Origin of the sequence: uncultured Maribacter sp. (assembly GCF_947500985.1) — a bacterium.
In the GTDB taxonomy this organism is placed as follows: Bacteria; Bacteroidota; Bacteroidia; order Flavobacteriales; family Flavobacteriaceae; genus Maribacter.
Genome location: NZ_CANMTX010000004.1, coordinates 470,343 through 490,149, shown reverse-complemented (window position 1 = coordinate 490,149; position 19,807 = coordinate 470,343). Strand labels below are relative to the sequence as shown.

Genomic DNA, 19,807 nt, shown 5'->3' with positions numbered 1-19,807 from the left:
ATTAAAGAATAAAAATTATGAAAAGATTCAGTGAAAAATACGTCATCACTAAAGACATGGAATGGGAAGTACTTGGAGGAGGAGTTTCAAGAAAATTCTTAGGTTATGACAACCAAATCATGATGGTTAGAGTAAAATTTGACAAAGGAGCATTAGGTGCCCCTCATCAACATTTTCACACACAAGCTACCTATTGCGTTTCAGGTAAATTCGAATTTGTAATTGACGGTGAGAAGCAAATAGTAGAAGCAGGTGACGGAGTTTATATTGAACCAAATTTATTACATAGTGCTGTTTGCCTTGAAGAAGGGGAACTAATTGATACTTTTAGCCCTGTCAGAGAAGATTTCTTAAGTGGTGTGGGTCCATCTTATTTCGGAGATAAAGAGTAAGACCTAATCTATTTACAGTTACTTTTTGCGGCTTCAAATAGATTTTTTGAAGTAATATTTTATAACATATTAAATGCTGAACCAATACTTATGACAACAGAAAATATGTCCTTTTCAGGAAAATTCAAAAAACGTCTCAAGGATTTTGGTCCAGCATTTTTTATTATTGGTTACGTTGTAGGTACCGGTAGTGTCACCTCAATGGTAGTTTCTGGTGCTAAATATGGTCTTAGCCTTTCATGGGCGCTACTACTTTCTTGTTTTTTCACCTACTTCTTATTGGTGTCTATTAGTAAATTGACCATCGTTTCTGGAAATACCCTAATGTTCAATTTTAAAAAGGCATTCGGTAAACCACTCACTATTTTTATTATTACTGCATTACTCGTCTCTATTGTTTCATCTTGTATTGGCGTTATGGGCGTAGTAGCAGAAGTAACAATGGAATGGATTTCAGTAAAAACTTCCATTTCATTTCTAAACAAACCTGTAGTTTCCATCTTTTTTATCGCTTTACTTATCGGACTTTTTTGGACCGGTAAACACGAAAATTTCATAAAAGCCATGAGTATTATGGTTGGCTTTATGGCCTTAGCCTTTATTATCACTAGCTTTATGGTGGTTAAAGAAGCAGGCACTTCCATTACCGAATTTTTTCCAGAATTGCCTAAAGGTGATAACAACGGCTTGGTAATTGCCGGTATAGTAGGTACTACAATGGCAGGTGTTTGTTTAGCGTCGAGAAGTATTCTCGTTCAAGAACAAAATTGGGGCTTAAAAGATTTAAAAACTGAAAACAAAGATGCAATGTCTTCAATGGTAATGACCTTTTTTATAAGTCTTGCTATAATGATCAGCGCAACGGGAACCCTGTACTTTAAGGGCGCACCTGTTGAAGATGCCACAGATATGATGCATGCATTAGGACCATGGGCAGGAGATTTCGCCCTTACCCTATTTACATTAGGTATTATCGGTGCGGGTTTGTCATCCATCTTTCCCAACCTATTATTATTCCCTTGGTTAGTTGCTGATTACACAGGTACAGAACGCGACATGAAAAAACCGCTGTACAAACTAATTGTTGTATTGGTGGCACTGTCTGGTTTAATTGTCCCTATTCTAGGAGGAAAACCAGTTTGGATATTAATTGCTTCTCAAGCATTAAGTCCGTTTGTAATGCCATTGATTACACTCTTTCTTATTATCCTCTTAAACAAAGAAAGTATCATGAAAGAGTACAAAGTAGGTATTGGGATGAATTTAGCCTTAGGCGCCACTTTTATTTTCAATTGTTATATGCTTTACGTTGCATTAAACGGATTTATTGATTTCATTCAGTAAACAAACAGAAGCTAGTTCATTTTATTTAACAAGTTACTTTTATGAAGAATATTCTACTAGCGATTACTGTTTTTATTGCACTAGCATCTTGTACAGAAAATAGTTCTAAAAAAACTCTCATTGTTAATGACATTGCCGAATTAAATACTGCTATAGCCAAAGCCAGTCCTGGTGATAAGATTTTATTAGCCGATGGCATTTGGAAAGATGCTGCTATAAAATACTACGGTAACGGTACAGAAAAACAACCTATTACCATTAGTGCCGAAACACCTGGTAAAGTATTTTTAGAAGGCAATTCATTTATTCAACTAGGCGGAGAGTATTTAACTGTAAGTAACCTCTACTTTAAAAATGGATACTCCCCCAACAGTTCTATAATTCGTTTTATGATTAATGAAGATAGCGTTGCAAATAACTGTCGTGTAACCAATACAGTCATTAAAGATTACAACCAACCAAACCGATACACGAATGACCGTTGGATAGAACTTTACGGTAAGCACAACCAATTTGATCATAATTATATATCTGGAAAATCTAATGATGGAGAAACGTTAAGAGTATTCTTCACGGGTAACCAACATATAGAGAATCACCATCAAATAGTAAACAACTATTTTGGACCACGTCCCAGAAAAGGAGGTCCTAGAGGTGAAACCATACGTATAGGTGATAGTAAAACCCGTTTTTCACCAGGTTATGTAAACGTATCAGATAATTATTTTGACGCCTGTAATGGTGAAGTCGAGATAATATCAGACAAGACAAATTTCAATACTTTCAATCATAATATCTTTTACAAATCTGAAGGCTCTTTGGTATTACGCCATAGTAATTACGCTAAAGTAAATGGTAATATTTTTATAGGTGCTGATGATTCTGAATTCTATGGTGGCATTAGAGTTGTAAATGCAGGTCATTGGATTACCAATAATTATTTCTACAAAATCAAAGGAGAAGAATTTAGGTCACCACTTGCGATTATGAACGGCATACCAATGACTCCTTTAAACAGATATCTACAAGTATCAGATGTTGTGGTCGCTTTTAATACATGGGTAGATTGCACATCACCTTGGCAAATAGGTATTGGTCAAAATTTAGAAAGTACCAGTGTACTGCCTGCGAGTGAAATTAGATCTGCATCACCTATTCGATCTATCGTTGCGAACAATCTGATCTATAATTCGGAGTCAGATGAAACTCCTATTATAAATCACAGTGAAATGGATGGCATTTTATTTAAGAATAATATTATTGACAATAATGGCACTCTATATTCTGAGTATGATGTACTACAAAATGGAGAAGTAAAAATGGAGCAAATTAATGAATGGCTCTTTGCTCCTGCCAATTTTAAAGATAGTATTTCGAAAGTGGTGTATAACGGATTCGATTTTGCTAAAATCGACAAAGATATTTTTGGTGCATCGCGAAGTGATAAAAATCGCCCAGGTGCCATAAACGACCTTTCTTCAGCTAAAAAATTTATAATCGACAAGAAAAAGTATGGACCAGATTGGTTCTCGCCCGAAGAAGAAGTTTATGAACCTCAAATAATAAAAGCCACAGCTGCAGAAGGTGAACTTACCAATAAAATTCAACAGGCACATACTGGCGACATTATAGAATTAACCGATGCCATTTATCAAATAAATACTCCCTTAGCTATTGACAAGAGTATTACCTTACGTTCAAAAGACGCTACCACTAAAGCTCAATTAATATTCACGAATGATAAAGATAGCGTGGCTTTTAAAATGAAGCCTAAGGGAAATTTAAGATTGGAACATATTATAGTAAAAGGCTTAGATAACCAGATTGCTTTTGCACCATTAACAACAAATATGTCATCTGCCTACAGTCTAGATATAATGGGTTGTGAAATAAGCAATTTCGCCTTTATCTTAAAAGCCTACAAAGGCTCTTTTGTGAATAGCATTTCATTGAAAGATACTGCTTTCAATAATTGCTTAAACGGTATAGTTCTCGCTGCAGACGAAAAGGGCGATTACAATGCCGAAATGGTCTCTATTTACCAATGCGAGTTTGATAATATTGGGCAGAATGTTATTGATTTCTATAGAGGGGGTTATGACGAATCTACTATTGGTGGATATTTAACAATAAAAAATAGCAGTTTTACAAATTGTGGAAAGAATGAAAAAAGTGATATCCTATTAAAAACCAAAGGTATAATCAACGTGCTAATTACAGATAACACTTTCAAGAACAATCCTGTTAGCTATGCTGCTCTTTTATGGGGAGAAAAGAATAATCATCATAAGAATAATTCAACTATAAATTCTGGTGAAATTAAAGTAGAAGAACAGCAGAAGCTAAAAATTCTATATTAAGATAATTTCTGGATTCCGCTGTTATGTTTATTTTCCAAACACCTTATTTTGGTGGGTAACATAATAAGATTTTCGATTCTATAGTAGACCTAAACTCAACTTGGTCTATTGCTGCAGAAAAGAATATTTCATCACCTTGGGCAAAGCTATATTCTTTACCACCACATACTATAGTGCCTTCACCAAAGTAAATAACAGCTACAAAAAAGCTTCCATTTGCTTTAATGGTATGTGATCCATTTAAATCTAACTCACTTAGCCCAAAACAATCTGTATGACTTTCATTGAAAATCGTATTCAATGAATGCGTATCAGATGAATCTATCGTTTTAGGTGAGACCTTCCATCTTTTTATTGCTTCTTCATAAGAACAACCATCGTAATGAAAACAATCAAGCATATTTTGCTCCCCCACCCCTTGGTGTATTAATTCATCAGAAATTGTTAATCCTGCAGGAGTAACTTTTTCTACACGCATGGTATAATCTGTAGGCTCTTGAACTTCCATTAAAAAGCAACCACTACCAATTGCATGTGGTACACCACCATATATCATATATGCATCACCAGGGTTTACCTCTATCTTATGAAGACTGTTCAACATACCTTCTATATCTTGAGCGATAAATAAGGTTTCCCATTGTTCTTTGGTCACACCTTCTTTAAAGCCCATGTAAATGACACTCTTCTCGCCATTTATTTCTCTCTTATTCAAAACGTACCATGACTCCGTTTTTCCGAAAGCGGAATTCAACATGGTCTTAGCATAATCTTTATCTGGATGAACTTGTATCGTTAACCTTTCTTTAGAATCGAGCATTTTTATCAATACTCCCGTAGTGCCAAATTTATCAGCTAATGCTTTACCTAAATACAGTTCTTTGTTAGAAGCAACCAATTGTTTTAACGAATGAGTACCTGACGGAGTTTCCACAAGAGAGAGCCCTTCGTTTTCAGGGCGACCATTGCCTCTTGCAGTTACAGTAGACATAATCCATTCTTCTGGCATGCTACCATCTACTTCTGGAACATCTTTTTTCCACTTATCAATTAATGCCCCACCTTCATAAGTTCGCCAAACTCTGTTAGAAAATTGTTTAAGGGGCATATATGCATATTGCTCAAAACTGTTATTCATATTACTGTATTTACAATGAATTAAAATCATCAGAAATTAATGAATATCACAAAGTTGAATTCATTACTTGCTATTAAAAATCAAAATATTATTGAAAAGTTAGAGAGGAAAACCGCTCAAATTTAGGGATTTAAATGCAGTTTTTAACTGCAAATAAAGCATAATTAGCTACAAAAAGCATTATCTCAAAAAAGATTCCATTTGTTAATTAAATACCATATCCTCAATATTATATAGGGTTAAAAGCAGATTTGAAAAATTTCAGCACAGCAAAAGTTGTTAAAATGTAAATTTCTCTTTTTTTAACGATTAAATAACATATATTTGGTCAACCAAATTGGATAACCAGTTTGGAAAACCAAAATATTTTCAACTCAAATTAACATCGAACTTAATTTTAATTCAATCCAATGACTGAAAATTTAGATTAACACATTAACATTATCGCTTCTTATTTGAGATAAGAACTATGATTAAAAATTGAACTACTTACTGTTAGTGCTTTCTTCAAAAGCAAGAAATAGAAATAAAAGAAGCCTAACAGATGTAAAATAAACTTAACTCAATTTTCATTTTAAAATGCTTTAATCAGACTTTAACAAGTCGAACTTAAATTAACATAACAAGACTACAAATGAATTTAAAAACGAAATTAGTATTAATGATGGTATTGTTACTCAACATATCATTATTCGCACAAGACGGGTATAACCTGACCGGTACAGTTACCGATGAAACAAATATGCCTGTGCCCGGTGCCAATGTTGTTATCCAAAATACAACAACAGGTACATCAACAGATTTTGATGGTAATTATGCCATTACAGTTAAAAATGGCGATGTATTAGAATTCTCTTACATTGGTTACGCTAAGAAATCTGTAACTATTAATGGGCAACAAACTTTAGACGTTGTTCTTGCTGAAGATGCAAGCCAACTGGAAGAGGTTGTTGTAGTAGGTTACGGTTCTCAGAAAAAAAGTGACATTACAGGTTCAGTTTCTTCAGTTAAATCTGAGGAATTGAATGCATATCCTGTTTTAAATGCAGAACAAGCATTACAAGGACGTGCAGCAGGTGTTGTAGTACAATCTAATAATGGTGGTGAACCAGGTGCACCTATCAGTATAAAAATTAGAGGTAACACCTCTATTAATGCAAGTAGCTCTCCACTTATTGTTGTAGATGGCTTTGTAGGCGCTTCTATGCCACAAGCAAATGACATTGAATCAATGGAGGTTTTAAAAGATGCATCAGCAACTGCTATATATGGATCAAGAGGTTCTAATGGTGTTATATTAGTAACTACTAAAAAAGGTAGAAGTGGAAAATTATCAATTGAAGCTAACACTACTTACGCAATTCAAAATATTTCTAACAGATTAGATTTACTGAATGCTAGTGAGTTCGCTGATTATCAAAATCAAATTAGAACTAACAATGGTGTTTCAACTCCATATGCACAAGGACCTGCTAATACAGATTGGCAAGACCTTATCTATAGATCAGGAAGTACATCTAATAACCAAGTTTCATTTTCAGGTGGTAGCGAAAAAATTAATTTTTATGCTTCTGCAAACTACTTCAAACAAGATGGTATCATAATAGGTTCTGATTTCGAAAGATTAACTTTCTTATCTAACATTGACGCTCAAGTTACCGACAAATTAAAGTTAGGTATGAACCTTTTTGGAAGTAGAGGTATTAAAAATGGTTCTGCAACACAGTCAGATGGTTCTGTTTCTGCTGGTGGTGATGATGTAATTACATTAGCTCTAAGATATGCACCGGACCAACCAGTTTTTAATGCAGATGGAACTTATACATTTGGTAATACTGTAGGTGATCCAGTTGATAACCCTTTTGCTGTTGCAACAGAAAGAATTGATGAAACAAAAACCGATAATTTTAGAGCTAATTTATATGCTAATTATGAAATTTTAGAAGGTCTTAGTTTCAAAACTACTTTTGGTTTAAGTACAGAGAATCAGACTAGAGGTATATACTTACCTTCATTATTAACCCAAACTGCAGGTGGAGAAAGCGGAAGAGCAATAGTAGACACTAATAGAGAAACAAGTGTTTTGAGTGAAAACTATTTAACTTACACTAAAGAATTCGGTAAAAGCAATTTAACGTTATTAGGAGGATATTCTTACCAAAAAACAGTTAATGAAAACTTTTTCTCTGAAGCTACCGGCTTTATTTCAGATGGCTTTTCTTATTATGGTTTAGGTTCTGCTACGAACATCTTACAACCAGATTCTTCAAAATCAGAAGTAGAAATTCAATCTCAGTTTGGTAGATTCAATTATGATTTTGATGATAAATATTTATTAACTGCGACTATAAGACGAGATGGTGCATCGAACTTTTCGGCTAATGAAAAGTATGCCCTTTTCCCTTCTGCAGCTTTAGGATGGAAAGTTTCTAATGAAAACTTTCTTAAAGACAGCAAGGCTATTTCTAATTTGAAATTTAGAGCTAGTTACGGTGTTACTGGTAACCCTTCAATTGGTGCTTACGAATCTTTATCAAGACTTGAGACTCTTTATGCTTCAAGCAACGGACAAACTGTTAGTGCTGTAACTCCTGAACAACCTGAAAATCCAAATTTGAAATGGGAATCTTCATATCAAACAAACTTTGGTATTGATTTAGGTCTTATTAACAATAGAGTATCTGTATCATTAGATTATTACAACATTGATACTAAAGATTTGATTTTAACGGATAACAGTATTACTGAATACTTAGGTTTCTCTGGTGATGATATTTTAGCTAATGTTGGTGAAATAAACAACAGAGGACTTGAAATTGCTTTAAGTACAAAAAACATTCTTAAAGAAGATTTTAGATGGACAACTGATTTCAACATTGCTTTTAACAAAAACGAAGTGGTTAGCTTAGTAAACGATGCAGATTTATTTTTCGATGCTACACCAAGTTATTTCAGTCATGACAGAAGTTATGTTTTAAGAGTTGGTGAAGAAGTTGGTCTATTCTGGGGTTATGAATATGCTGGTGTTTATCAAGGCGGTACAGCACCTACAGGTACACAAACCTTATCAGGTGGTGTAGCAGGTGACCCACTATTTGCAGATATCGATGGAAGTGGTGACATTACCGAAGCAGATAGAACAACGATAGGTAACCCTAATCCTGATTTTACTTGGGGTTTCACTAACAACTTTAGCTACAAAAACTTAGATTTAAGTATATTCTTTCAAGGTTCTCAAGGCGGAGATATCTTTAACTTGACCAATGTTCAGTTAACGAATGGAGATGCAAATACTACTAGAGCTTACTACAATAGCGCTTGGACTCCAACAAATACAGACACAAACGCTCCACGTGTTGGTAACAACAGTAACAGAGAAATTTCTTCTCGTTTTGTAGAAGACGGTAGTTACATTAGACTTAAGAATATTTCTTTAGGTTATACAGTACCTTCTAACGTTTCAGAAAAGTTAGGTCTTGATAACCTTAGATTATCTTTAAGTGGTCAAAACCTATTAACTTTTACAGATTATTCTGGTTTAGATCCTGAGGTAAGTTACTACGGTTCTGGTGGCAACAACAACACTTCATCTAATACCGCTCAAGGTTTTGACTTTGGAAACTACCCAACAGTAAGAACTGTTACTATGAGCCTTAATTTAAAGTTTTAATAAAGAATTAATTTAAAATAAGAAAAATGAAAATATATAAATTATTACTATTATTGGTAGGCTTATCAATAATGGGATGTTCAGATCTAGAAGAAGAGCCTGTAGGTATATTATCTGCTGAAGGTTTCTTTGAAACTCCTGCGAATATACAAACAGCGGTAGATGGTTCTTTAACACACGCTATTAATGAAAAATTTTGGGGCAGAAAATTATCAATTGCCTTATTGTTACGTTCAGACATGGTAAGTCTTGCCTCTAACGAAACTAGAAGAGTTGAAATGAACGAGTTCACTACTCTTGCCAGTAATGGTATGATCAGTGAATTCTGGCCAAGAACTTATCAAGGTATTGCTGCAGCAAACGCTGCAATTGCTGGAGCTGAAGATGTAGATGTGGATGATTCTATAAAAAATCCAATTACAGCTCAAGCTTATTTTGCAAGAGCATTCTACTATTTTCACTTAGTACGTCTTTTTGGAGATGTTCCTTATATCGATGAACCTGTAACCGATTTTGATGCTGCCACTTCAATTAGTAGAACTCCAGCTGCAGAAGTATATCAAAATATAATTTCAGATTTAGAGTATGCAAAAGCATGGTTACCAGCAACGGTAACATCAAGAGCAACCCCTTCGAAAGCGGCAGCTAGTTCTTATTTAGCTCTAGTTTATTTAACGATGGAAGAATGGCAAAATTCTTTTGATGAGGCACAAGAAGTTATAGACAATGCAGGAACTTATAATTTAGTATTAGATACTAATTTTCAAAACCTATTTAATGCAGATGCTATAGATGCATCTCTTGAACCAATTTTTGCATTGGATTACAATAATTTCGAAGCAGATGATAATGCTTATGATCAAACAGCTCCAATGACCGGTATCAGAGGAGATGATAGAAACTTAGGAGGAGGATGGTCTGTAGCTGTACCAACTTTAGAAGTTTATACAACATGGGATGCAGCAGATTACAGAAGAGCTGTTAGTATGGATGACGAAGTATCTATTGGAGGTACAGTTGTTGATTACACGCAATTTGACATCAGTGGTCATGAATTTGCTAAAAACAACCCTTACGTTGCAAAATACACACGTTTTCCTGGACCATTTGCTCGCGCAAACGCTAGAGCAACTAGCCATAACTATTCTATGATACGTTATGCAGAAGTATTATTGATTGCAGCTGAAGCAGCAGTAGAATTAGGAGACAATGCAACTGCTCTTAACTATATAAACCAAGTTAGAGCAAGAGCAAGAATGGGTGGAGAAACTCAAACTGGCTCAGGTGTTACTGTAACAGTAGAACCAAGTGCAGTACCTGCAGATCTTTCAGGTACAGTTACAATCGACGACATCTTAGAAGAAAGAAGATTAGAATTTGCTTTTGAAGGAATAAGATGGTACGACATTGCTAGAAGAAAAATTGGAAACGAAGTATTTGGAGCATCCGGATTAGAAGGTGAAAAACCATTTTTCTCTGTAGATGATTATTTACTTCCATTACCCGAAGATGAATTAGAAAGAAACCCTAACCTAACACAAAATCCAGGGTATTAAGTTATAAGCTTTAATTTTTACTATCTGAAAATTCATGAATTAGCTAATCGAATTTATCGATAGTAAAAATTAAAGCATTGTTTAAAGAAAGTTGTTTGAGTTAGTTTTTTTTAAGATTGCTGGCTTGTTAAGCGGGTCAGCAATCTTTCATATCAGTATTTTCTGTAAAGTTCTCAATATTAAGTTCATTAAAAATTTGATAACACAGTTATTTTCATAAATTTGATAAACCAATCTGGTTAACCAATTTGTTTCAGTAATAATATGTGATTTATGAAGCTAGAGATACTTACAAAAAATGAACACAAAGAACTGCATAATGTTATAATTGCCAATATTAGAGATTTAATAAACAACAAGAATCTTGAACCAGGCGACAAATTACCCTCTGAGCGTATGCTCTCTGAAAAATTTGAAGTTAGTAGAAGTAATGTTCGTGAAGCAATTCAAAAACTAGAATTCTATGGTATTCTAAAATCTAAGCCACAAAGTGGCACATTCGTAGCCGATATTGGGCAAGTAGCCATGAACGGTATGATGGATGATATTCTTGGTTTGGAAGACCCTGATTTTAAATCATTGGTTGAAACAAGAATTCTGTTAGAACTAAAAACAGTTAGACTAGCGGCAAAAAGAAGAACCGATGAAGATTTAAAATCAATGGAATCGGCATTAGAGGCTTTCAAAGAAAAAGTATTGAACAATGAAGACGCTGTTCAAGAAGATTTACTTTTTCATTTAGCAATTGCTCAGGCATGCGGCAATAGTACTATTAATAGAATGATGTTGATAATCACACCAGAGATCATCAACAATTTTGAGAAATACCACGTCTGCGATAAAAACCAGAGTAAAAGAAGATTAAAAGAGCATCAAGATATTTTTGAAGCTATTAAAGAACAAAATACACAGAAAGCAAAACAAATGATGAAAGATCATTTTGTTGAACTGTATAAATATTGTTACAACTTATAAGAGACAAACGATAGAATCTCTATTAACCAACCAATGAAAATAAGAAGTTTTATAGATTATTAAAATAACTCAATACTACTTATTTTCAACAACAAACTAAACCAAAAAAGCACTGAATTATGAAAATTAAAGGACTAAGATGGTGGATAATTGTGCTTATTTTTATAGCGACTGTTATCAATTATATTGATAGAACTGCATTTGCTTTACTTTGGCCAGAGATGGGTAAAGACCTAGGCATGGACAAAGCAGATTATGCATTTATGTTCAATATTTTTCTAGCAGCTTATGCTATTGGTAAATTTGCTTCTGGAAAATTATATGACCAAATAGGAACAAGACTTGGTTTTACCGTTTCTATTATTATTTGGTCTGTCGCCTCGGTATTACATGCCTTTGCAGGTGGTATCGTTTCTCTATCCATATTTAGAGGTGCACTTGGTTTAGGTGAAGCAGGTAACTGGCCTGGTGCCGTAAAAAGTAATGGAGAATGGTTTCCTGTAAAAGAAAGAGCCATTGCCCAAGGTATATTTAATGCTGGCGCTTCTATTGGTAATGTTATTGCTCCTTTCATCATCGTATTCCTATACGCCCAATTTGGCTGGAAAACTACATACATTATTTTGGGTGCTGTTGGTTTGCTATGGGTTATTCCTTGGTTATTCTTAAATAAATCTACCCCAGAGAAACACCCTTGGGTTACAGATGAGGAAAGAAAACTAATTCTAACTGATAGAATTGAGGAAGAAGATACGGGCGTTAAAAGAAAGAGCCTTAGTGTTGGTGCAATTCTTAGCTACAAAGAGTCATGGGGTATTTTACTATGTAGATTTTTCATAGAGCCAATTTGGTGGTTCTTCGCTGCATGGATGCCAATTTACCTTAATAATAAATTCGGCTTAAGCATTGAACAGATTGCCAATACAATGTGGATTACCTACCTAATGGCAGCAGTCGGTAGTATTGCAGGCGGTATGGTATGCGGCGAATTAATGAAAAAGTATTCTGTAGATATTTCCAGAAAAGCGACCATTGTCTTTGGTGCCATTCTAATTCTTATGGGCTTTGTAGGCATCATTATACTGGTAAAGCAAGATAACTTTATGACTTTCATATACCTTGCAGGTCTAGCCTTATTTGGCTTCCAATTCGCAATTGGAAACATTCAAACACTATCTAGTGATATGTTTAGCGGACCATCTGTAGGTACTCTAGCGGGTATGGCAGGAACGGTAGCCGCTGTATCACCAATGATTATGAACTGGTTTGTAGGTAAGATTACAACCAACTCATATACCCCAGCATTTATCGCTATTTGTATAGCAGTAGTTTTAGGTGTTCTCGCAATTTTGGTTTTAATCAAAAAAGTGGAACCCGTGAAAAAATATATTCCAAATATTAAAAAGTAATATTAAACTGAATTAAGAATAGATTAAAATAAATTATATCATGAGTACAGAAGGAAAAGTAGCAGTAATTACAGGAGCAACTGGAGGAATCGGATTTGAAGTTGCTAAAAGATTAGGACAAGATGGGTTCACCGTTATCTTAAATGGTATAGATGACGCAGCTGGTGCACAAAGAATCAAAGAACTTACTGCAGAAGGTATTACTGCTGAGTACTTAGGGTTTGATGTTACCAATGAAGAAGCGGTAACTAAAAACATCAAAGCTATTGGTGATAAATACGGTAAAATTGATACCCTTGTAAACAATGCAGGTGGATTAGGTGGTAGATCTCGTTTCGAAGAAATGACTACTGAATTTTACAGATCTGTAATGGCATTGAACCTTGATTCTACCTTCTTTGCATCAAGAGCTGCTATCCCTTACCTTAAAAAAGGTGAGCACCCATCAATCATCAACTATACATCTAACGCAGCTTGGACAGCAGGTGGACCAGGCGCAGGTATCTACGGTACTTCAAAAGCAGGTGTTAATGCAATAACTAGAGCTTTGGCAAAAGATCTTGCTGAATATGGTATTAGAGTAAATGCAGTATCTCCTGGTACTATCGACACTCCTTTCCACGCACAGATCAAAGCTACTAAACCAGAAGTTTTTGCTTCTTGGGCAAATAACATTATGTTAGGTAGATTAGGTCAACCTGGCGATGTTGCTGGTGTTGTTTCTTTCCTTGCAGGTAAAGATGCAGCTTTCATTACTGCTGAAACTATCCAAATTGGTGGTGGACAAGCTTTAGGTATCTAGTAAGTAGAAATTATTTATAAAAGGCGTTATTATAATCTTACAATAACGCTTTTTCTATTTAGACGAATCACGTATGATCAATTCTGAATCTAATATAATTTTATTCAAAGATTGTTTCACTACATCTTTATCGACATAACTTAAAAAGGTATCTGCCGCTAGTTTTCCTATTTTTACACTATGCTGACTAATACTGGTGATAGAAGGTGTAACCAAAGAAGTAAACGGTTCATTTCCAAATCCTACCAATTTTATCTCTTCTGGCACTTTAATATTTTTTTCCTTTAAAACTTGTAACGCGCCTAATGCTGCATAATCACTTGCGACATAAACTGCATCTGGTCTATTTTTTAAAGCCAATAAGTTTTCAATTTGTTGTCTGCCATCTTCCAATGTCAAGCTGCTTTCAATTAATAACTCATCATCATGAGGTAAATCGTGTTTTTTTATCGCATCTATATAACCACGTATTCTGTTATTAAATATTCGGGTTCTACGGTATCCGCCTATATGGGCAATACGTTTACAACCTTGAGCTACTAAATGCTCTATAATCATATGACTACTATCGTAATCATTAATACCTACATAATCTACGTTCAAATCATTCTCTCCCCTATCAAATAGAATTAAAGGAATTCCGTTAGATTTTATTTTTTCATAATACGATAGATCAACCGTTTCATTCGCCATCGAAGCAATGATACCATCTACCTGTAAATATAAAAGTGTATCTATATTGTTACACTCCTTTTCAAATGATTCGTTAGACTGTGTTATTATAATATTATAACCGGCTTTATTAAGAACGCCCTCCATACTCTCTACCACCGAAGAGAAGAAATGACTATTAGTTCTAGGCACTATAACGCCTACCAATTTGCTTTTTCCTTTTCTAAGTGCACTTGCCAAATGATTAGGTTGATAGTTCAACTCTTTAGCAACTTGCTTTACGGCTTTTTTAGTTTTAACGCTTATACGCGCATCATCATTTAAAGCTTTGGAAACAGCTGCAGTTGAAATACCTAAAACATTTGCAATGTCTTTTAAAGTTGTTCTTTTTTTATTCAATTACTTTGTATATATTTGTTTAATCGATTAACCAAAAGTAAGACTTTAATTATCTTTAACAAAAAATGTCTGTTTTGGTTATTTTTTACCTAAAATGGTTAATCGATTAAACAAACGATAAATCAGTATATATTAAACTTAATATTCACATGAAAAAAGTAGTAACATTCGGCGAGATAATGCTTCGCTTAGCACCGGAAGGATTTTTGAGATTTTCACAAGCAAATAGATTTGATGCTATTTACGGTGGTGGTGAATCTAACGTAGCTGTTTCTTTAGCTAATTATGGCGTTCCTGTAGATTTCGTAACACGTTTACCAAAGAATGATATTGGTGAATGCGCTATGATGGAAATGCGTAAAAGAGGTGTTGGTGTAGATAAAATTGTTTACGGTGGTGATCGTTTAGGTATCTATTTCTTAGAAACTGGTGCAGTATCTAGAGGTAGTAAAGTAGTATATGATAGAGCACATTCGGCTATTGCTGAAATAGAATCTGGCATGATCGATTGGGATGCTGTTTTTGAAGGTGTAGAATGGTTTCATTGGACGGGTATTACACCAGCTATTTCTCAAGGAGCTGCAGATGTTTGTTTAGAAGCTGTAAAAGCTGCTAGTGCAAAAGGAATTACTATTTCTACCGATTTAAATTATAGAGCTAAACTTTGGACATTCTGTGATGATGCTCATAGAGAAAAAATTATGTCTGGTTTAACTGAATACTGTGATGTAATTTTAGGTAACGAAGAAGATGCTGAAAAGCATTTTGGGATTCACCCAGAAGGACTTGATGTTCATAAAGATGGTGCCGATGTTAAAGCAGAAGCTTTCTTATCTGTATGTAAGCAAATGATGAAAAAATTCCCAAAAGCTAAAAAGGTAATTACAACCTTAAGAGGTTCTATTTCTGCATCTCACAATACATGGGCAGGTGTACTTTGGGATGGTACTAAAATGTACGAAACTCGTCAATACCAAATTACAGATATAGTTGACCGTGTTGGTGGTGGAGATTCTTTCATGGGCGGTTTGATCTACGGATTATTAAAATACCCAGAAGATGATCAGAATGCACTTGACTTTGCAGTAGCTGCATCATGTTTAAAGCACACAATTAAAGGTGATGCCAACCTTGTAACAGTTTCTGAAGTAGAGAAACTAATGGGTGGTGATGCTTCTGGTAGAGTTGCTAGATAATTAAAAAATTGTTTTAGACCTTCTAAAAACCAAAAATGTCGAAAAAATCTGTTTTAATTCTTTGTGGTGGCGGACCTGCACCTGGTATAAATACCGTGATCAGTACCGTGGCAAAGGCTTTCCTAAAAGATAATTATCGCGTTCTAGGTCTACATGAAGGATTTAAAGGAATTTTTGATGAAAATCCTCAAATCAAGGAATTCGATTTTTTCCATGCCGACAGGATTTTTAGTAGAGGTGGCTCCACATTAATAATGAGCCGTTTTAAACCTAAAAACGAAAAACTAAACACTAGCCTGTTTATTGATAATAATGTAAAACTGTTGGTAAGTATTGGTGGTGACGACACTGCTTCTACTGCCAACAGAATTACAGGTTTATTGAAGAAAGAAGGTATTTCAATTGCCAACATTCACGTACCTAAAACCATTGATAACGATTTGCCGTTACCAGATAGAAACCCAACATTCGGTTTCCATTCTGCAAAAGATGAAGGTGTACGTATTGGGAATACTACCTATGAAGACGCTCGCACCAGTCAAAACTGGTTTGTAATGTCTACCATGGGTCGTTCTGCAGGGCATTTAGCATTCGGTATTGCGGCTAGCTGCCACTACCCTATGATGATTATACCAGAAATGTTTGACCGCACTTCTATCACTTTTGACAAAGTGGTTAGAATGGTCATTTCTTCAATGATCAAACGTAAAATTGAAAATATTAATTACGGTGTAGCACTAATTAGTGAAGGTGTATTTCATAACATGCCAGACTCTGAATTAAATAAGTGTGACATTAAATTTACCTATGATGATCATGGACACCCAGAATTGGGCAATGTTAGTAAAGCGCATATTTTTAATATGCTCGTTCAAAAAAAATTAAAGGAATTAGGTATTGATATTAAAAGTAGACCTGTTGAACTAGGCTACGAATTACGCTGTTGTAGACCTATTGGATTCGATCTTACATTATGTACGGTTCTAGGTCTTGGTGTAAAAAAATTATTTGACGAAGGTAAAAGTGGCTGTATGGTTACAGCAAATTCTAGAGGTGAAATTACACCGCTATTTTTATCTGAAATTCAAGATGAGAACGGTAAAATTGCTCCTCGTTTGGTAGATATCAATTCAGAATTGGCAGAATTATGCTTTCAAAACTTATTCCACGTAGGTGAAGACGATTATGAGAATGCAAAAAAATATGTAGACAATCCATCGGACTACGATTTCAACAAAATTTTAACTGAGAAATAAAAAAACAAATGGCACAATATTCAAGAATAGAAGTAGCAAACGTAATGAAGGAAACTGGTATGGTTCCTTTATTTTATCATCCAGACGTAGAATTAGGTAAAAAGGTTTTACAAGCTTGTTACGATGGTGGTGCACGTTTAATGGAATTTACCGCTCGTGGCGATTTCGCTTTCGAAGTATTTTCCGAATTGAATAAATACGCTATCAAAAATTTACCGGGTATGATTATGGGTGTAGGATCTATTACAGATGCAGGTGCCGCTTCATACTATATGTCTATTGGTGCAAATTTCATTGTAACACCTTCATTAAGAGAAGATATTGCCATTGTTTGTAACCGTAGAAAAGTATTATGGTCTCCTGGTTGTGGTTCATTAACCGAAATCAACAAAGCTGAAGAAATGGGCTGTGAGATTGTAAAATTATTCCCTGGTGACCTTTACGGACCAGGATTCGTAAAAGGTATTAAAGGACCTCAACCTTGGACAAACATTATGCCAACTGGCGGTGTTAGTACCGATGAAGCAAACCTAAAAGGTTGGTTCGATGCAGGTGTTACTTGTGTTGGTATGGGATCAAAATTAATTAGTAAAGATATTTTAGCAAATAAAGATTACGCAGGATTAGAAGCTTTGGTAAAAAATACCTTGGTTACAATTAAAAAATTGCGTTCATAAAGTATAGAGGTATCACACAACATGAATTAAACACTCATACAGTGTAACCTTTTAAAAGTGCATATTTAAGTTGTTAGTTGGAAAAGGGCATTTAAACTTTGGCATTACGCTGAAGTTTGGTGCTCTTTTTGTTTTTAATTACTAGGCATATAAATTTTAATTAAAAAAATATTTAAATAGCCTAAACCACTAATTATCAATCCAATAAATTTTTATTTATTTTTAAATGTGTATCTCACACAAATCATTATTGAAATCAGAAATATAAATACATAAAATGTATTTACTTTAGAGGAATGGAGTACAGCAAAATTTCATTTAACCCTTACAGTCTAATCTTTATCTTTCTTGCATTTTGCTTACCCTTAAAATCCTTAGCACAAATCTCTTCTGATAGTTCTCGTTATTATAGAAAAGCTATTATAAGCCCCGTAAATCCAAATGACTTACCATCGGGGATTAACTTTTTTACAAAAAAAAAAGAAACTGATCTAAAAATACACGATACCTTAAATGCTATTTATGATTTACGGCTGCTGTCTATTGCAGAATTTAAAATAGGGAACAATTTCAATAGCGAAAACCATATTGTTGAAGCTTTGAACCTTATTCAACCTATGCCTTCAAAAGACACTTTAATTAACTCTAGAGTTGGCATCTACAATCAACTAGGACGTATTTACCGAGCGTCAAGTAATCCTGTAGAAGCCATAAAGACTTTTGAAAAGGCTTTACTTATTGCCAATAAGTTAAAAGACAGTGTTATTATCTTAAATAATAAAGCCAACATTTACAAAGATCAGCTAGATTATATAAATGCACTAGGTATATATACTATACTGCATGAAATACGACTACAACTTAATGACGAACAACAATTGGCTATGGTAGTTGATAATTTAGGTTATGTACAATCTAAACTAAATTTACCAGAAGCATTACCAAATTTAAAAAAAGCGCTACATCTACGAGAAAATAACCATGACCTTACCGGTCTACATTCTAGTAACACACATTTATCAGAGTATTATTTAGACCGAGAAGATACCGTTACGGCTATATTTTATGCTGAAAAGGCTCTAAACCTATCTACCAAAATTAATAGCAGCTCTTTTAAGCTTAACTCTATATCACATCTTATGAATTTAAGTAATAATCCACTTATTCATGAATACAAAAGATTGAACGATAGTATAAATAATGCAAAACAGGTAGCTGAAAACAAAAATGCCTTTTTAAAATACAATGTAGCTGAAGAACAAAAGAAAACCCAAGCTAGTATTCTTCTTCAAGAAATTGAATCTCGTAAACGACTGGCATATCAATCGCTTGCCTTTATTATTTTTTTAATCTTAGTTAGTTCTTATTTTATCTATCGCAACAGATACCGCAAAGCTAAAATTGAAGAAATCTATAAAACAGAAACCAGAATTGCTAAAAAAGTACATGATGAAGTAGCTAACGACATGTATAAAGTGATGACCACACTTGAAAATAATTCAGGTATCGACAGCAAAATTATTGACGAATTGGAGAATATTTATACCAAGACAAGAGATATTTCAAGAGAAAATAGTGCTATTGACCTAAGAAATGATTTTGATCTTCAATTAAATGATTTATTACTTGGCTACAAAAACAACAAGGTAAATGTGATTACCCGCAACCTATCTAAAATGCCATGGAACAATGTAACAGAACATAAAAAAACTGCTATTTATAGGGTCTTACAAGAACTTATGACCAATATGCGAAAACACAGCCAGGCAACTTTTGTTACACTAGTTTTCAAAAAAGAAGGGTCTAAAATTCAAATAATTTACCGTGATAATGGCGTTGGTTGTGATCTTTTTAAAAAAAATGGGCTTCAACATACGGATTCCCGTATCGCTTCTTTAAATGGAACTATTAATTTTGAATCTAAGCAAGGTGATGGCTTTAAGGCATCAATAATAATTTAA

Annotated in this window: 14 protein-coding genes; 12 read left to right on the top strand and 2 right to left on the bottom strand. The window is 34.3% G+C overall.

Annotated elements, in window-relative coordinates; genetic code table 11:
- Positions 1 to 17: 17 nt before the first annotated feature.
- From Q0871_RS11430 to Q0871_RS11420, 3 genes are all read left to right on the top strand, one after another.
- Complete coding sequence (locus Q0871_RS11430) at positions 18 to 392, top strand: cupin domain-containing protein (protein ID WP_036156630.1); 375 nt, start codon at positions 18 to 20, stop codon at positions 390 to 392.
- Positions 393 to 482: 90 nt separating this feature from the next.
- The gene (locus tag Q0871_RS11425; protein ID WP_299322883.1) at positions 483 to 1,736 is read left to right on the top strand and encodes an Nramp family divalent metal transporter; all 1,254 of its coding nucleotides are present in this window, start codon (positions 483 to 485) and stop codon (positions 1,734 to 1,736) included.
- Between the two features lie 41 nt (positions 1,737 to 1,777).
- Positions 1,778 to 4,096, top strand: coding sequence for a chondroitinase-B domain-containing protein (locus tag Q0871_RS11420; RefSeq protein WP_299322879.1), 2,319 nt, complete (start codon positions 1,778 to 1,780; stop codon positions 4,094 to 4,096).
- 43 nt (positions 4,097 to 4,139) lie between these two features.
- On the opposite strand, the gene Q0871_RS11415 is transcribed toward Q0871_RS11420, so the two are convergent.
- Positions 4,140 to 5,234 (bottom strand): type I phosphomannose isomerase catalytic subunit, encoded by a 1,095-nt coding sequence (locus tag Q0871_RS11415; protein ID WP_299322875.1) that lies wholly within the window; start codon positions 5,232 to 5,234, stop codon positions 4,140 to 4,142.
- 634 nt (positions 5,235 to 5,868) lie between these two features.
- Here Q0871_RS11415 and Q0871_RS11410 point away from each other — a divergent pair.
- The 5 genes from Q0871_RS11410 to Q0871_RS11390 all read left to right on the top strand — a co-directional run bounded on the left by Q0871_RS11410 (position 5,869) and on the right by Q0871_RS11390 (position 13,646).
- Positions 5,869 to 8,904 (top strand): TonB-dependent receptor, encoded by a 3,036-nt coding sequence (locus tag Q0871_RS11410; protein WP_299322871.1) that lies wholly within the window; start codon positions 5,869 to 5,871, stop codon positions 8,902 to 8,904.
- Between the two features lie 26 nt (positions 8,905 to 8,930).
- Entirely contained in the window at positions 8,931 to 10,460 is a 1,530-nt protein-coding gene (locus tag Q0871_RS11405) for a RagB/SusD family nutrient uptake outer membrane protein (protein ID WP_299322867.1), read from the top strand.
- Positions 10,461 to 10,733: 273 nt separating this feature from the next.
- A complete protein-coding gene (locus Q0871_RS11400; RefSeq protein WP_299322863.1) occupies positions 10,734 to 11,435 on the top strand; it encodes a FadR/GntR family transcriptional regulator in 702 nt (233 codons plus the stop codon).
- A 119-nt stretch (positions 11,436 to 11,554) separates the two neighbouring features.
- Positions 11,555 to 12,844 carry an MFS transporter gene (locus Q0871_RS11395; protein ID WP_299322860.1) on the top strand — a complete coding sequence of 430 codons (1,290 nt, stop codon included), beginning with the start codon at positions 11,555 to 11,557 and terminating at the stop codon, positions 12,842 to 12,844.
- A 40-nt stretch (positions 12,845 to 12,884) separates the two neighbouring features.
- Positions 12,885 to 13,646, top strand: coding sequence for an SDR family NAD(P)-dependent oxidoreductase (locus Q0871_RS11390; RefSeq protein WP_073240463.1), 762 nt, complete (start codon positions 12,885 to 12,887; stop codon positions 13,644 to 13,646).
- 54 nt (positions 13,647 to 13,700) lie between these two features.
- On the opposite strand, the gene Q0871_RS11385 is transcribed toward Q0871_RS11390, so the two are convergent.
- A complete protein-coding gene (locus Q0871_RS11385; RefSeq protein ID WP_299322852.1) occupies positions 13,701 to 14,717 on the bottom strand; it encodes a LacI family DNA-binding transcriptional regulator in 1,017 nt (338 codons plus the stop codon).
- Between the two features lie 149 nt (positions 14,718 to 14,866).
- Here Q0871_RS11385 and Q0871_RS11380 point away from each other — a divergent pair, with 149 nt between their 5' ends.
- The 4 genes from Q0871_RS11380 to Q0871_RS11365 all read left to right on the top strand — a co-directional run bounded on the left by Q0871_RS11380 (position 14,867) and on the right by Q0871_RS11365 (position 19,807).
- Positions 14,867 to 15,913, top strand: a complete 1,047-nt coding sequence (locus Q0871_RS11380; RefSeq protein WP_133688088.1) for a sugar kinase — start codon at positions 14,867 to 14,869, stop codon at positions 15,911 to 15,913.
- A 35-nt stretch (positions 15,914 to 15,948) separates the two neighbouring features.
- Positions 15,949 to 17,169 (top strand): 6-phosphofructokinase, encoded by a 1,221-nt coding sequence (locus tag Q0871_RS11375; RefSeq protein ID WP_299322841.1) that lies wholly within the window; start codon positions 15,949 to 15,951, stop codon positions 17,167 to 17,169.
- Between the two features lie 8 nt (positions 17,170 to 17,177).
- Entirely contained in the window at positions 17,178 to 17,846 is a 669-nt protein-coding gene (locus Q0871_RS11370; protein WP_299322838.1) for a bifunctional 4-hydroxy-2-oxoglutarate aldolase/2-dehydro-3-deoxy-phosphogluconate aldolase, read from the top strand.
- 296 nt (positions 17,847 to 18,142) lie between these two features.
- On the top strand, positions 18,143 to 19,807 hold the full coding sequence (locus Q0871_RS11365) for an ATP-binding protein (protein ID WP_299322836.1): 1,665 nt from the start codon (positions 18,143 to 18,145) through the stop codon (positions 19,805 to 19,807).